14 protein-coding genes and 1 tRNA gene are annotated in these 15,720 nt (G+C 46.5%); 10 read left to right on the forward strand and 5 right to left on the reverse strand.

Annotation, left to right across the window (positions count from 1 at the left end; genetic code table 11):
- The 5 genes from T488_RS0107785 to asnB all read left to right on the forward strand — a co-directional run bounded on the left by T488_RS0107785 (position 1) and on the right by asnB (position 6,448).
- Positions 1-1,485 carry a glutamate synthase subunit beta gene (locus tag T488_RS0107785; RefSeq protein ID WP_028520278.1) on the forward strand — a complete coding sequence of 495 codons (1,485 nt, stop codon included), beginning with the start codon at positions 1-3 and terminating at the stop codon, positions 1,483-1,485.
- Between the two features lie 11 nt (positions 1,486-1,496).
- Positions 1,497-2,774, forward strand: coding sequence for a glutamine synthetase family protein (locus T488_RS0107790; RefSeq protein ID WP_028520279.1), 1,278 nt, complete (start codon positions 1,497-1,499; stop codon positions 2,772-2,774).
- Positions 2,775-2,786: 12 nt separating this feature from the next.
- Complete coding sequence (locus T488_RS0107795; RefSeq protein ID WP_028520280.1) at positions 2,787-3,368, forward strand: ANTAR domain-containing response regulator; 582 nt, start codon at positions 2,787-2,789, stop codon at positions 3,366-3,368.
- An 11-nt stretch (positions 3,369-3,379) separates the two neighbouring features.
- Positions 3,380-4,801, forward strand: a complete 1,422-nt coding sequence (gene purF / locus T488_RS0107800; protein ID WP_028520281.1) for an amidophosphoribosyltransferase — start codon at positions 3,380-3,382, stop codon at positions 4,799-4,801.
- Between the two features lie 69 nt (positions 4,802-4,870).
- Positions 4,871-6,448 carry an asparagine synthase B gene (gene asnB, locus T488_RS0107805; RefSeq protein ID WP_028520282.1) on the forward strand — a complete coding sequence of 526 codons (1,578 nt, stop codon included), beginning with the start codon at positions 4,871-4,873 and terminating at the stop codon, positions 6,446-6,448.
- Between the two features lie 84 nt (positions 6,449-6,532).
- On the opposite strand, the gene T488_RS0107810 is transcribed toward asnB, so the two are convergent.
- Together T488_RS0107810 and T488_RS0107815 are read right to left on the reverse strand one after the other, a co-directional pair.
- A complete protein-coding gene (locus T488_RS0107810; protein WP_028520283.1) occupies positions 6,533-6,742 on the reverse strand; it encodes a hypothetical protein in 210 nt (69 codons plus the stop codon).
- A gap of 8 nt (positions 6,743-6,750) precedes the next feature.
- Positions 6,751-8,133, reverse strand: a complete 1,383-nt coding sequence (locus tag T488_RS0107815) for a glutamylcysteine synthetase (RefSeq protein WP_028520284.1) — start codon at positions 8,131-8,133, stop codon at positions 6,751-6,753.
- 161 nt (positions 8,134-8,294) lie between these two features.
- Between T488_RS0107815 and T488_RS0107820 the strand changes: the two genes are divergently transcribed.
- Positions 8,295-9,056 carry a tRNA threonylcarbamoyladenosine dehydratase gene (locus tag T488_RS0107820; protein ID WP_028520285.1) on the forward strand — a complete coding sequence of 254 codons (762 nt, stop codon included), beginning with the start codon at positions 8,295-8,297 and terminating at the stop codon, positions 9,054-9,056.
- Between the two features lie 308 nt (positions 9,057-9,364).
- Entirely contained in the window at positions 9,365-10,285 is a 921-nt protein-coding gene (locus T488_RS0107825) for a LysR family transcriptional regulator (RefSeq protein WP_028520286.1), read from the forward strand.
- A 42-nt stretch (positions 10,286-10,327) separates the two neighbouring features.
- Here T488_RS0107825 and T488_RS0107830 read toward each other — a convergent pair whose 3' ends face one another.
- A complete protein-coding gene (locus T488_RS0107830) occupies positions 10,328-10,780 on the reverse strand; it encodes a GNAT family N-acetyltransferase (RefSeq protein ID WP_028520287.1) in 453 nt (150 codons plus the stop codon).
- Between the two features lie 213 nt (positions 10,781-10,993).
- On the opposite strand from T488_RS0107830, the gene T488_RS17415 reads away from it, so the two are divergent.
- Genes T488_RS17415 through T488_RS19285 form a run of 3 tightly spaced genes read left to right on the forward strand, consistent with a single transcriptional unit; the run spans position 10,994 to position 14,391 of the window.
- Positions 10,994-12,589, forward strand: a complete 1,596-nt coding sequence (locus T488_RS17415; protein ID WP_037297576.1) for a nitrogenase component 1 — start codon at positions 10,994-10,996, stop codon at positions 12,587-12,589.
- A gap of 2 nt (positions 12,590-12,591) precedes the next feature.
- Positions 12,592-13,935 (forward strand): nitrogenase component 1, encoded by a 1,344-nt coding sequence (locus tag T488_RS0107840; protein ID WP_028520288.1) that lies wholly within the window; start codon positions 12,592-12,594, stop codon positions 13,933-13,935.
- 48 nt (positions 13,936-13,983) lie between these two features.
- Positions 13,984-14,391 carry a NifB/NifX family molybdenum-iron cluster-binding protein gene (locus T488_RS19285; protein WP_278245083.1) on the forward strand — a complete coding sequence of 136 codons (408 nt, stop codon included), beginning with the start codon at positions 13,984-13,986 and terminating at the stop codon, positions 14,389-14,391.
- An 858-nt stretch (positions 14,392-15,249) separates the two neighbouring features.
- On the opposite strand, the gene T488_RS0107855 is transcribed toward T488_RS19285, so the two are convergent.
- A tRNA-Leu gene (locus tag T488_RS0107855) sits at positions 15,250-15,334 on the reverse strand.
- Between the two features lie 120 nt (positions 15,335-15,454).
- The gene (locus T488_RS0107860) at positions 15,455-15,715 is read right to left on the reverse strand and encodes a hypothetical protein (protein WP_028520291.1); all 261 of its coding nucleotides are present in this window, start codon (positions 15,713-15,715) and stop codon (positions 15,455-15,457) included.
- Positions 15,716-15,720: the final 5 nt, after the last annotated feature.

Genomic DNA, 15,720 nt, shown 5'->3' on the forward strand with positions numbered 1-15,720 from the left:
ATGGGAAAGGCAACAGGATTTCTTGAATATACAAGAGTTGAGACTACTGCAAAGGAGTCCCTTGAGCGCATAAAGGACTTTAATGAGTTCCACACACCTCTCAGTGAGGAGCAGCGCCGCGAGCAGGCGGCAAGATGTATGGACTGCGGAGTGCCATTCTGTCAGAACGGAAAAATGCTCTGCGGTATGATCTCGGGCTGTCCGCTCAACAATCTTATCCCCGAGTGGAATGACCTGCTCTATCACGGTCAGAAGGAACAGGCGCTCAGCAGACTGCTTATGACCAATAACTTTCCGGAGTTTACGTCGAGAGTATGCCCTGCACTCTGTGAAAAGGCGTGTACCTGCGGGCTGGACGGTACTCCTGTCACCGTAAGGGAGAATGAGCGCTCTATCATCGAATTCGGATTTGAAAGCGGACTTATGGAACCTCAGATACCAAAGGTACGCAGCGGTAAAAAAGTAGCCGTTATCGGCTCGGGTCCTTCGGGACTTGCGGCAGCTGATACTCTCAACAAGCGTGGTCACAGCGTCACTGTTTACGAGCGCTCCGACCGTGTCGGCGGACTTCTCATGTACGGCATACCCAATATGAAGCTTGAAAAGCATATCATTCAGCGCCGCACTGATCTTATGGCAGCTGAGGGCGTGAAGTTCGTCACAAATGCCAATGTGGGAGCTGATGTGTCCGCGGATGATATATTGAAGGACTTTGATGCTGTTATCCTTGCCTGCGGCTCCTCAAATCCGAGGGATATAAAGGCTGAGGGCAGGGACGCCAAGGGAATATACTTTGCTGTGGACTTCCTTAAATCTACCACCAAGAGCCTTCTTGACTCCGACCTCACCGATGGTAAGTTTATTTCCGCCAAGGACAAAAATGTGGTCATTATCGGCGGAGGCGATACCGGTAACGACTGTGTGGGAACATCGGTACGCCATGGCTGCAAGTCTGTGACACAGCTGGAAATGATGCCGAAGCTCCCCGATGAGAGAGCGGACAGCAATCCCTGGCCTCAGTGGCCGAGAGTCTGCAAGACGGACTACGGTCAGGAGGAAGCGATAGCTGTATTCGGCCGCGACCCGAGGATATATACCACCACGGTCAAGGAGTTCATAAAGGACGAAAAGGGAAACCTGACAGCAATAAAGACTGTGAAGCTTGAATTTGTAACCGATGAAAAGAGCGGCAGGAAGGTGCCCAGGGAGATAGAGGGCAGCGAGGAGCTGCTCCCATGTGAGCTCTGCCTTATCGCAGCAGGCTTCCTGGGCTGTCAGAGCTATGTAGCCGACGCCTTCGGAGCAGAGCTGGACCAGCGTACAAACGTAAAGACCGAAACAGGCAGTCATGCCACCAATATACCAAAGGTATTTGCCGCAGGAGATATGCACATCGGACAGTCCCTGGTGGTAAGGGCTATCCGCGAGGGCAGAGATGCTGCTGCAGAGGCGGACAGATACCTTATGGGCTATACAAATCTGTAACGGAGGACGATATGATATATTCAGAAAATGAAATACTACAGTATATTGAGGAAAATGATGTCAAATTCGTGAAGCTCACCTTCTGTGACCTCAACGGAAGACTGAAAAACATCTCAATACTCTCCAGCGAACTTGCTGCGACCTTTGAAAGCGGTGCGCGAATAACCGCCAAGAAAATATCAGGCTTTGAAGCTGCAAATGGGAAGGATCTTTTCCTGTTCCCCGATGCACAGACTATGACTGTGCTCCCCTGGAGACCCCAGCAGGGGAGAGTTATAAGAATGTTCTGCTATATCAGATATGCCGATGGTACTCCCTTTGAAGGAGACGGCAGATATTTTCTGAAAAAGGCGATGAGATCGGCAGTGTCCGCAGGCTATTGCTTTCGCTTCGGTACCTCCTGCGAGTTCACGCTCTTCAGGATCAATGAAAACGGTGTACCCACGAAAACACCTCATGACAATGCAGGCTACTGCGATACAGCTCCCGATGACAAGGGAGAGAATATCCGCCGTGACGTCTGCCTGACTCTTGAGCAGATGGGTATTCACCCTGTATCATCACGTCATGAGAGCGGCTGCGGTCAGCATGAGATAGACTTCAACGCCTCGTCAGCACTGAAGGCTGCGGACACCTTCCTCAGCTTCAAATCTGCGGTAAAATCCGTGGCAGAGACCCACGGTGTCCACGCCAGCTTCATGCCCAAGCCCCTTCGCACAGACTGCGGTAACGGTATGCATATCAGCTTCAATATCTTCCCTGACAGCGACCTCCTTGAGGAGCGCAGCACAGCAACGGGTGACGAGCTGAAAAGCACAGCAGCAGGCATTATGGAGCATATCCGCGATTTCACTCTGTTTACTAACTCAACGGTCAATTCCTATGAGAGACTGGGAGAGTTCACAGCTCCGCGAGATATTCTCTGGGCGGCTGATGAAGGCTCACAGCTTGTCAGAATGGACCCCGACAGCCATGATACTCCCGTAGAGCTGAGAGCTGCTGACTGTGTATGCAATCCCTATTTCGTTCTGGGGCTCATGATATACGCTTCACTGGAGGGAATATCCGAAAAGGCACAGCTTCCGGCGGAGAATGAGAGCATCGGCAGACTTCCCGCGACACTTGAGGAAGCGGCAGACCTGGCTGAGGGCTCAGAGTTCATCAGGAAGTATATCCCTGAAAATATTCTTGCAACTCTCATATCATGCAGCAGAACCGAGTGGAAGGAATACTCAACTGCATACGACAAGGAAGCATTTGAGGATCAGAAGTATTTTTACAGTTTATAACGGAGGTCGGCTTTGGAAAAGGTACTTGTAATATCAAGCAGCAAAAGCGCCTCTGAAGCACTCGTTAATTTTCTCCGCGATTCATTCCGGTGTACGCCGAAGCTTGTGGAATCGGCTTATCAGGCAAAGACCTATCTCGATTCCGATCCCTCTGTGGAACTGACGGTGATAAATTCGCCGCTGATGGACGAATCGGGCTTTGAGCTTGCGGAGTATATAATCGAAAAAACTGCCGCAAACTGTATCTTTATGATAAAGGAAGAGCACATCGAAAAGGTAAGTGACCGCGCAGAAAAAAGCGGTATCATTATCGTCGGAAAGCCCTTCAGCAGGACTCTTCTCTATCAGCTGGTGAAAACGCTGGACATTGCTGTGACGCGGTCGCTCAAGCTGTACAGTGAAAATCTTCGCCTTGAGGAAAAGGTCAGGGAGATACAGACCATAGACAAAGCAAAGTTCATGCTGATGGAGTTCAAGGACATGACCGAAGCAGAGGCTCACGCATATCTTGAGCAGTACGCCATGAACAAGCGCAAGAAGAAAAGCATTGCGGCTCTTGAATTGATCGACAGGATAAACGAGCAGTATTTATAAGAGGTGTAAAAATGTTTGATTCCATACACGAGGAATGCGGAGTTTTCGGCATATACGAAAACGGCTGCGCCGATCCTGCTTCCTCGGCATATTTCGGACTTTATGCACTCCAGCACCGCGGTCAGGAAAGCTGCGGCATTGCGGTGTGTGATGACGGAGTTTTCAGGCATAAAAGGGCTGACGGACTTGTATCGGAGGTTTTCAGCCGTGAGGAGCTTGACAAGCTGGGCAAGGGCAATATGGCAGTGGGACACGTCCGCTATTCCACTACGGGCGGACATAACCCCAATAATATCCAGCCCCTTGTTATCCGCCATATCAAAGGAAATATGGCACTTGTCCACAACGGGAATCTGGTCAATGCCTCAGAGCTGAGACGGTCCTTTGAGATGTCGGGAGCTATATTCCACGGCACCTCCGATACGGAGGCTATCGCTTATGAGATAGTACGTGAGCGGCTTGACTGTCATTCCACCGAGGAGGCTGTAGAAAAGGCAATGCCCCGTCTCAGGGGAGCCTACTCCTGCATACTTATGACCGCTACCAAGCTCATTGCTTTCCGTGACCCCGACGGATTCCGTCCGCTGTGTATCGGCAGAACTCACGACGGCGCCCATGTTGTGGCTTCCGAGTCCTGCGCCCTTGAGACAGTGGGTGCGGAGTTTATCCGTGATGTGGAAGCAGGGGAGATAGTTGTCATCGGAAAAGAAGGTCTGAGGTCTATCCGTACCAACTGCGGAAAAAAGCAGAATATCTGCATATTTGAGTATATCTATTTTGCCCGTCCCGACTCGGTCATAGAGGGCGTATCGGTACATCATGCGAGGCTGAAGGCAGGGGAGCTCCTTGCGAAGTACAGTCACGTAGATGCGGATATAGTTATCGGTGTTCCCGATTCGGGACTTGACGCGGCTCTGGGCTATGCAAATGAAAGCGGCATACCCTACGGTATAGGCTTCATCAAGAACAAATACATCGGCAGGAGCTTTATACAGCCCCAGCAGGCACAGCGCGAAAATGCGGTGAAAATAAAGCTGAATGCAGTGCGTGAGAGCGTTGCAGGCAAGCGTGTTATTATGATAGACGACTCCATAGTCCGCGGCACTACCAGTGCGAGGATAGTGAAGCTGCTGCGTGATGCAGGAGCAAAGGAGGTACACGTGCGCATATCATCTCCGCCCTTTCTGCACTCCTGCTATTTCGGCACCGATATAGATTCAGAGGAGAACCTAATTGCAGGGAAGTGTCATTCTACCGGGGAGATAGCACGTTATATCGGTGCGGACTCCCTGGCATATCTGCCCATAAAAGCCCTTGGCGAGCTGATAGACAATAAGTGCGGCTATTGCAGCGGCTGCTTTACGGGAGATTATCCCGTGGACGTTTCAGGTGCTGGCAGCAAGAACAAATTTGACGAAAAAATTCATGGGTGACATTTTCAAAGGGCTTGTATCAATGGCGATACAGGCTCTTGATATTACAGTATTTCGGAGGAATAGAAAATGTGTACGATAATGGGATACTGCGGCACAGGCGGCGGTATGCAGAAGGTTTCCGAGGGACTTACGGCTACAGTGTCAAGAGGTCCCGACGATGAGAGGATAATCGACCTTAAAGACGGTGTTCTGGGATTTCAGCGCCTTTCCATAATGGGACTGACTCCTCAGGGAATGCAGCCCTTTGAGCTTGATAATAATTATGCCGTCTGTAACGGTGAGATATACGGCTTCAGGAAAATACGCGATGAACTTATTGCAAAGGGTCACACCTTCCGCAGCGACAGCGACTGTGAGATACTGCTGCCCCTGTATAAGGAATACGGCACGGATATGTTCTCCATGCTTGATGCTGAGTTTGCCTGCATCATCTATGACCATGAGCAGCATAGCTTTATAGCTGCCCGTGACCCAATAGGCATTCGTCCCCTGTATTACGGCTATGACGGGGACATCATAGTTTTCGCCAGCGAGGCAAAGGACCTGGTGAAGGTGTGCGAAAAAATTATGCCCTTCCCGCCCGGACATTACTACAAGGACGGTGAGTTCCATTGCTACTGTGATATAACAGCAGTAGACAGCTTTATTCACGATGATATTGAAACGGTCTGTGCCAATATCCATGACAAGCTGGTCTCAGGCGTAAAAAAGCGCCTTGACGCAGACGCAAAAGTGGGATTTCTGCTGTCAGGCGGACTTGATTCGTCTCTTGTGTGTGCCATTGCTCAGCGTGAAATGGATAAGCCCATACGTACATTCGCTATCGGTATGAACACCGATGCTATCGACCTTAAATACGCAAAGCAGGTGGCAGATTATATCGGCAGCGAGCATACGGAGGTCATCATCACTAAGGAGGATGTCATTGCTGCGCTTGAAGATGTTATCCACCTTCTTGGCACATACGATATTACGACCATTCGTGCAAGCATGGGTATGTACCTTCTGTGCAAGGCAATACATGAGCAGACCGATATACGCGTGCTGCTGACGGGTGAGATCTCCGACGAGCTTTTCGGCTATAAATATACGGATTTTGCTCCATCGGCGGAGGCTTTCCAGGCTGAGTCGGTGAAGCGTGTACGCGAGCTCCATATGTATGATGTTCTCCGTGCGGACAGGTGTATTTCCGTTAATTCTCTTGAGGCGAGAGTGCCCTTCGGCGATCTTGACTTTGTGAAGTACGTTATGGCAGTTGATCCCGAGATGAAGCTGAACAAGTACAACAAGGGAAAATATCTGCTTCGTCATGCCTTTGAGGGTGACTATCTGCCCCACGAAATACTCTACCGTGAAAAGGCTGCTTTTTCCGACGCTGTAGGTCATTCAATGGTGGACTATCTTAAAGAATACGCCGAGAGCTATTACTCCGACGAGGAATATGAGCTTCTCTGTACCAAGTATTCCCACGCAAAGCCCTTTACAAAGGAGTCATTGCTTTACCGCGAGATATTTGAGAAATACTATCAGGGCAACAGCAAAATGGTAGTGGATTTCTGGATGCCCAACAAGGAGTGGGAGGGCTGCAATGTCAATGACCCCTCTGCCCGTGTACTCTCCAATTATGGTGAGAGCGGCAAATGAGCGTTGATATATGAACAGGATAGCAAAAGCCGCGGGGGATCACCCTGCGGCTTTCTGTTTATAGCCAAACGAACGGACCATCGGTTATGATCCGAAATAATAACGTATAAATTCATCAATGCACTCGGTTTTCGACATGGGAGCTGACTGCCATACAAGCTCGCCTTCACATTCAAGGCTGAGAAAATAGCCGTCGCACTGCTCCCAGCCGTATAACAGATAGTCCCTGCCGTTATGCGAAAATGTCAGTTCGTTATCGGTGATCACTGCATCCCTTATCTCATTACTGCTCATGATCCACCTCATATCGCTGCATACTGCCTGATATAGCTTTCGATGGGGACGCCGTTCTTTATTCCGTTCACCATAGTCCTTGCGGGATTTGTGTGTCTGCGTACTCTTTCATAGAGCGGAGCAAGCAATGCTTCCTCACCAAGTCCGCGTTTAATCAGTCCTTCTGATGAAAGGTAAAGTATGCGGATGAGCTGTCGCTCAACAGCTCCCTCATCGATATAATCAGGGAGCTTCTGTTTTGACAGCAGCTTCTGGAGCTCCGTGGCATTGAAGCCGTGGGAGTAGATGACCTCATCGTTTTCAACTATCTCTTTGAGCTCGTACAGCTTTTCTTTCAGTCCTGTGTGGAATGCGGCAACTGTCAGAGCTTCCGAAAGGGGCTGGCAGCAGGAGCTTCTGTATTCAATAGTTCCTCTGAATGTGAGATCCTCGAATTTGAAGGTGCGGAGATATTCAAGGTCGCCTGCTTCGGGAGCAAATTCTATCTTCCGATATTCATTTCCGTCGAAAAATTCGCCCTCAATGACTTCACGGGAGAAGTATTCGTCTACAGTCAGAGGTGTAAAGTTCACATATTTTCCGTCACGCATGGTGCAGTAGATCGACTGAGAGCCGATATAGTCGATAAGCTCATCTGTATTCGTCAGTAACTTTCCGAACATCCCCACATTATGGGGATTATAGCCCTGCATACTGTGTTCCCAAAGCATATTTCTCACGCAGAGAAAGTCGGGATAGTCGGGGAGGTAGGAGTTGGCGAACAGTATCGACTTGTAGGGTTCAAGAAGCCCGAAAACGTTGATAACATCGGTAAGCTGCTCATAACTAACATCGAGCTGGACCTGGGAAGCACTGGTGAATGTACCGAAATCAGGACGTTTGTGAAAACGAATATCCACCTCATCGGTATGCTCGGGATAAGAGTGGAGATAGTGGTAAAGCATACGGTAGCGCTCATTCTGGATAGGCAGATTATGGTTTATATCCGCATTTGGATTTACTCCCATACCCGTCAGAGTGTAGCCGTGCTTTGCAAATTCGGAATTGAGAAAACGGACGTATTTTTCAAACCTTTCCTTTATCTCAAACAGCCCGACAGCTTTGCCGAAGGAAAGCTCAAGGTTGGAATAGCAGCAGTCAAAGGAGAGAATATCTCCTGTTGGTGTATCCTTTGCAGATGTTATGTTTCCGTCTGTATCCCTGCCTGATACTTTGAAGTTGAAGTGATCGGCAAATCTTTCGGCGACTTCAATTGAAACAGCTTCATCAACAGCCTGACCGTTAAGGTTTACTACGGGCATTTCTATCTCAACTCCGATATAGTCGGGACGTACTTTTTTTGTCGGTGCAATATATTTGTCGTAAATAGCCTGTCTGATCTCATTTTTCATATATCTCACCTCTGTGATTTGTTTATGGGTATGAGAATATTATAGTCTTATAAAACTACTTTGTCAATATGATTTGTATGAAATTGATATTGACATATTCTTTAACCTGATATATAATCATATTATATCTATAAAATTACTATTATTTAAAGGTGAGCATTATGTTGAACCAGTTTTCAAGAACACAGCTTCTGATAGGCAGTGATGGAATGAATAAGCTTGCAGATGCAAGGGTGGCGGTTTTCGGCATCGGCGGAGTAGGCGGATATGTCTGTGAGGCGCTTGTAAGAAGCGGTGTATATAAATTCGATCTTATTGATGATGATAAGGTCTGTCTTACAAATCTTAACCGACAGATTATCGCCACAAGAAAAACGGTGGGAAGGTACAAGGCAGAGGTAATGACTGAACGAATGAAGGAGATAAACCTTGATGCGGAGATCCGTATACATAAGTGTTTTTTTCTGCCGGAAAACGAAGATGAATTTCCGTTTGATGAGTACGATTATATAGTAGATGCAGTTGATACCGTTACAGCGAAGCTTGCGCTTGTTATGAAGGCACAGGAGCTTCATATCCCCATTATCAGCAGTATGGGAGCAGGCAATAAGCTTGATCCCACGGCATTTCGTGTGGCGGATATATACGATACCAAAATGTGTCCCCTTGCAAAGGTAATGCGTATAGAGTGCCGCAAGCGCAAGGTAAAAAAGCTGAAAGTTGTATATTCAGAGGAAAAGCCCACACGTCCTATCGAGGATATGTCCATATCATGCCGTACCCATTGCATATGTCCTCCGGGGGCAAAGCATAAGTGTACAGAGCGCCGTGACATTCCGGGAAGTACGGCATTTGTGCCTTCAGTCGTCGGACTTATTATTGCAGGAGAGGTCGTAAAGGATCTGTGCAGAAAAGAAAGCTGATATATAGTGTATGCCTATAATCAGTAATGGCTTTTTTGCATTGGACAAGTTCATTGCCAGGTGGTATAATAAGACCATACCAAACGAAAGGAGCGGTAAAGATGAATTATAAAACGTCCTATGTGCTTGGTATGCTCCGCTCCATCGTGAAAGGAACAGACCGAATGTGCAGCAAATCACGATGTATCATAGGAAAACAAATTTTAGCTGAAAACATTTAGTGTATAACCTCCTAAATAATACATTTAAATGGAACTATAAAACAGCTTCTTCTTCAATGAAGAGGCTGTTTTTTTACGAGGTGTTTTATGACTTTACAACAGATCAACTATCTTATTACAATATCAGAATCACGCTCAATGAACAAGGCGGCTGAAAAGCTTTTCATAGCTCAGCCCACACTGACGGGTGCCGTCAGGGACGTTGAAAACGAACTTGGAATACAGATATTCCACAGGACACATAAAGGTGTTACCACTACTGTTGAGGGAGAGACTTTTCTCGCAAAGATCAAGCGAGTCTATCAGAAGTATGAGGAAGTAATGGAAGAATACGGCGAGGAAATGAATTTTCGCAGACGATTTGCGGTGTCAATGCAGCACTACTCCTTTGCAGTCAAGGCATTCATCGAAATGGCTAAGCATTACGACTCTAACCGGTTCGACCTTGCACTTCGCGAAACTGCAACAGCAAATGTAATAAAGGACGTAAGCTCGCTGAAAAGTGAGATAGGTATAATCTATACCTGCGACACTAATCAGCGTGTGATAAACAGGCTTCTCCGTGAGAATGAACTGGAGTTTACATCGCTGATAGTCTGTCCCGCCAGTGTCTATCTTGCCCGTTCACACCCTATCGCCAAGGAAAAAGAACTGACATTTGAGCAGCTTGATCCGTACCCCTGTCTTTCCTTTGAACAGGAAAATGATACGGAGATATATTTCGCCGAGGAGATACTCATTGAACACGCCTATCAGAAAACCGTCAAGGCTACCGATCGTGCAACTATGATGAATCTCATGGCAGGACTTAACGGCTACACGCTGTGTTCCAGTATTTATTCCGAGAAACTCAGCGGAGACCAGTTCCTTGTGATCCCCTTCAAGAATGATGACAGCGTTCAGAGTACCATGACAATCGGTTATATCACCAAGAGAAACAATGTCCTCAGCAGTATGGGAAAGCAGTTTATTGACGAAGTGAAACGTGAGCTGAAAGTAAGAGAATAAGACAAAAGCCTGAAAGCAGAATTACAGCTTTCAGGCTTTTCTTTATAATTTGTATTGCATGAAATTATTGTTCTTCGTAAAGCCGAAATCAGTATATAGAAGAACTCCCATATCCGAAGCCGTTATCTGAACAGTTCCGCAGCCACACTCTTTGGCTTCATTTACAACTCTTGAAAGCAGTTCTTTGGCAATACCCTGTCGGCGGTAGTTTTTATCGGTGAACATACTTGAAAGAAGCCCTATCCTGCCGCTTGGACAGCCAAAATACGGCGGCTTTTCGACTATTGACATACCGCTTGTGCCGATAATTTTATCATTATCTACAGCCAGCCATGATAAAAATGTGCCGTCTGACATATGCCGAGTGTAGTAGTCATTCAGTGCAGGTCTGAGGTCGATGTCTTCTTTTGCACCTTCCTCACGAAGCTGGTTTATACGCATTTCTATAAATGTATCAAGGTCTTTTTCTGTTAGTTTTCTGTAGATTAGTGCCATTGTGTTTACCTCCTTTGTACTGGGCCGATTATAATAATTATACTGTAAAAGAACACAACTGTCAACTATAACTGACGATATATTGAAGAATTGCTGTGTGTTAACAGTGGTTATCGGGATTTCTGAGAATAGAATCTCAGAAACAAGTATTGGACAAATCACACTTTACCTATGTATAATATATACATACCCCAAAGCAAAGGAGAACAGGTAATGGCTAAGAAAATAAATCTTGATATGACCAGCGTTGAAAACCGTGAAATGCGTCTCGGTACTATCATCGCATGGGACGGAGCTGCCTCAGAGCTCGTAAAAGAGTCTGACTACGAAGGAAGAAAAGAAAAAAAGAAGGGAAACACAGCAGAGAATCATGGCGGCTGCTGCGGAAACGGCAGCAAAGCCTGTCGTTTGTGCGAACTTAAAACTCCGCTTAATCAGCAGACCATGTGCGCTAATGCTATCGTGGAATGTCAGATAGGAAATCTCACGGACTGTATACTTATACAGCATTCACCCATAGGCTGTGCGGCTGACAATGCGTGGTTCAACCTTGCGTTCAAAATGAGACTTACCAGAAGACACAAGCCTGTACAGAATTTAAGGATATTCTGCACAAACCTCCTTGAAAAAGACATGGTATTCGGTGCCAGCGATAAGCTGAGGCAGGCTATAAGAGACGCTAAGGAGCGCTTTTCTCCGAAGGCGATATTCATTTCAATGGCGTGTGCGACTGCGATAATCGGTGAGGATATCGACAGTATCGCCGACGAAATGGAGCCGGAGGTCGGAGTACCCATAATACCGCTTCACTGCGAGGGCTTCCGCTCCAAGCACTGGAGCACAGGCTTTGACATCTCACAGCACGGTGTGGCTCAGAAGATAGTAAACAGGAACCCGAAGAAGCAGAAAGATCTCATAAATATCGTAGCACTGTGGGGCACTGACTACTTCACGGATATCCTCAAGCCGCTGGGACTGCGTGTGAATTACATGATAGACTGCGCCAACTATGCAGAGCTTGAACAGGCGTCGGAAGCTGTGGCGACCTCCACATTCTGCCACACTCTCGGTTCATATATGGCAACAGTTCTGGAACAGCATTTCGGAGTTCCACAGAAAGACGCTCCACAGCCCTACGGCTTTGCAGGCACCGATGCTTGGCTGAGAGCCATCGCAAAAATAGTGGGCAAGGAAAAGGAAACTGAGGATTACATAAAGTCAGAGCATGAAAGAGTAATGCCGAGGATACTTGAGCTCCGCGAGAAATTCAAGGGTGTTAAAGGCTTTATAATGACAGGTTCAGCCTATGCACACGGACTTATCTCCGTACTTCGTGAGCTTGGCATCGAGGTTGACGGCTCAGTTGTATTCCATCATGACCCTGTTTACGACGGCGTTGGTGAAAATCAGAACTCCCTCAAAAATCTTGTTGAGGAATACGGCGATATACCGCACTATACTGTCAGCAAAACTCAGGCATATCAGCTTCCGCAGGTATTCCGCAGAGTAAAGACGGATTTCGTTATCATTCGCCATCAGGGACTTGCTCCCGAAGCCGCAAAGCTTTGTATCCCTGCTCTCGCGATGGGCGATGAGCATATTCCCGTAGGCTATGACGGAATGATAAGAACAGGAGAGATACTCCTTGATATACTGGCGAGAAAGCGCTTTAATCAGGTGCTTCAGCGCCATGTTGAGCTGCCATATACAAAGTGGTGGCAGTCACAGGATGATCCGTTCATCCTCTCAAAAGAGCCCGAAGTGATAGACAAGGCTCTTAATGAAAAGTTAAAAAAGAAAGGTGCATAAAAATGGCAGAGACAAAGACTAAAAGCGGTACGATAGTTCATCCTCATTACGGCTGTACAGTAGGTGCGGCATATACGGTCGCAGCGATAAAGGGCAGAGTTCCAATAGCAAACTGCGGTCCGGGCTGTATGTACAAGCAGTTTTTCCTTATCAGCTTCGATAACGGATTTCAGGGCTCGGCAGGTGCAGGCGGCGGAAATGTGCCAAGTGCCAATGTGGGCGAAAATGACATAGTTTTCGGTGGTACACAGAAGCTTGACGACCTTATAAAATCTTCCCTTGCAGTGCTGAAAGGCGACCTTTATGTAGTTCTCACAGGCTGTTCGGGAGAGCTTATTGGTGATGATGTTGAAAGCGTTGTCCGTAAGTATCAGGAACAAGGATTTCCGATAGTCTGTGCTGAAACGGGAGGCTTCAAGGGCACTAACCTGACAGGTCACGAAATTGTTATTGAGTCCATAATAAACCAGTATGTCGGCGATTACGACGGTGAAAAGGAACAGGGACTTGTTAATCTCTGGTTCGATGTTCCATATTTTCATCAGAATTGGCGCGGCGATTACCTTGAAATTGTCCGTATCCTCAGAGCAGCGGGACTGAAAGTCAATGTTCTTTTCGGACCACAGAGCGGCGGCGCGAAGGAGTGGAAGAATATTCCAAAGGCGCAGTTCAATCTGGTCATATCTCCGTGGGTAGGAGTAAAAACCGCAAAGCTTCTTGAAAGAAAATACGGACAGCCCTATCTGCACATCCCGGAAATACCGATCGGCGAGGAAGCTACAACAGCATTTATCCGCAAGGTTGTGGAATTTGCAGGAATCAACAAGCGCAAGTCCGAGGCATTCATCAAAGAGGAATCACAGCTTTATTACTACTTTCTTGAACACTTCGCAGAATTCTTCTCGGAATACTGGTTCGGACTTCCCTCGCAGTTTGCAGTCATCGGCGACAGCGCATATACTCTCGCCTACACGAAATTCCTCGCATCTCAGATAGGAATGATTCCCGTAAAGCAGATAATCACGGACAATCCTCCGCCGAGATACAGGGAGAAAATAACTGAATACTTCCGCAATATCGCAGAAGGTGTTTCAGTCGAGCCCGAGTTCATCGAGGACGGCTACCTTGTGGAGGAATCGCTGAGAACGGTGAATTTTGGTTCGGGAGTACCGCTTATCCTCGGTACTACCTGGGAAAGTGATGTTGCCGCTGAAAAGGGCGGACTGCTTATAGAGGTAGGTCCTCCCACAACGGAGGAAGTCACCATAAACAAGACCTATATCGGCTACCGTGGAGCTTTCACTCTGCTTGAAAGGATATACTCAGCCGCAGTCGGCGGTAAATAACGAGGTGATAATATTGCGTACAGAATAGCTGTCGCTTCAACCGATGGTATCGTCGTTAATCAGCATTTCGGTCATGCAGAGAGATTTCATATAATCGAAATAGGCGATAACACATATAGATTTATCGGCACAAGGGAAGTTGAGCGTGTCTGTCAGGGGCATTATCACAATGATTCGTCATTTGACAAGGTGATAGATGTACTCAGTGATGTTCACGCAGTAGTTGTGGCAAAGATAGGCTCGGGCGCATCACAGCAGCTTGAAAGCCGCAGACTTACGGTCTACGAAGCGCCGTTCCCGATCGAGCCGCTTATTGAAAAAATAATAGCCGACAGGCTGTGGGAGGTGGACGAATGGCAATATCCTATAGACCTCATCGAGGAACTGTCCCTCATCATATGCAGGATATACAATTTCTTGTTCTTCGGCATCGTCTTCTATTTCATTTCCAAATAGTGCATTGAGCTTTTCGACATATTCCGTATATTGAGTGATATCAGTTAGCGCCTTCATGACAGCCTGACCTGGATGCTCCCATTCGCCCTTGTGCGTCCATTTTACTTTACGAACATTTTTGAAATTAGGCTGATTTTCGTCATAGTAATAATCAGATTCGACAACACCGCGACCTACTATCTGATGCATTCCCTTCTTTACGAATACTATATCGCCCGGTTTCATTTCATTGGCGAATTGCCATGTGGCATGAGCTGCATTTTTATATGATAACTCCGGATCGAAGCGTTCTTTCATATAGAGATAAGATTTTGATTATTGACGCTAAGTATTATTCTCATAATCTTCAGATTCAATATGATTCTCGATCTATACATTCGGGAAACCTGTATCAAATATTTACATATACGAAGAATAAATCATTAGAAGCTGGATCAGACAAGGAAGTCTCTGGATTGCTACTATATGCCAAAACTGATGATTTCATTCAGCCCAATCAGGAGTATTCAATGAGTGGTAATACTATTGGCGTAAAAAGTTTGGACTTAGACTGTGACTTTAATGGTATAAAGCAGCAATTAAATAATTTAGTAGCCCAATACTTTTAACAAAAAATCGGACAGCAGAAACTGTCCGATTTTTTATGGATGAGCTATGGTGAGATGGTGTGAGGAGTGGGTGAGCCTTGGTGCGGTAGGAATTAGTCTCAAGATCGCGTCAATACCTAATTGCTTGGATTATTGATCAATAATAAATTCCTTCGGTGAGGGAAAGTCATAAAAAGAAAAACACCCCTATAAATAGGGATGTTTTTCACTAACGTCAAATGATAAATATCTCCATTGTGACGTCTAAATATGGTGCGGGTGACAGGACTTGAACCTGCATTCCTTTCGGAAGTAGCACCTAAAACTACCGTGTCTGCCAATTTCACCACACCCGCATATTAAATTTTGACTGTCGATTTGGACTGCCGACAGGAGCAGTATTATAAAATCAATGACGTAGCGTGAACGAAATCTGGTGCGTATGCCAATTTCGCCATACCCGCATATTAAACATATTAAAACCAATACCTGTTCATTTTAGTAAGGAAATCCTTAGTGATAGGGTAACCTGAGCTTTCACCGATAACAGAATCAATTCCACAATATGGGCAAATTGCTGTGCCATTTCGGTCACAGTCATTGTCAGCAACTATCCATTCGTTTATTTCTGATGGAGAATAGATCTCTAAACAATAAAAACAACCACAAAGCTTATCATTTTTCAATTGTTCCATATGGTTATTGCTGAACTTATGTGCTTTGATGAAATCTTCCATATCTC

It is taken from the genome of Ruminococcus flavefaciens ND2009, from assembly GCF_000621785.1.
Lineage (GTDB): Bacteria > Bacillota > Clostridia > Oscillospirales > Ruminococcaceae > Ruminococcus > Ruminococcus flavefaciens_C.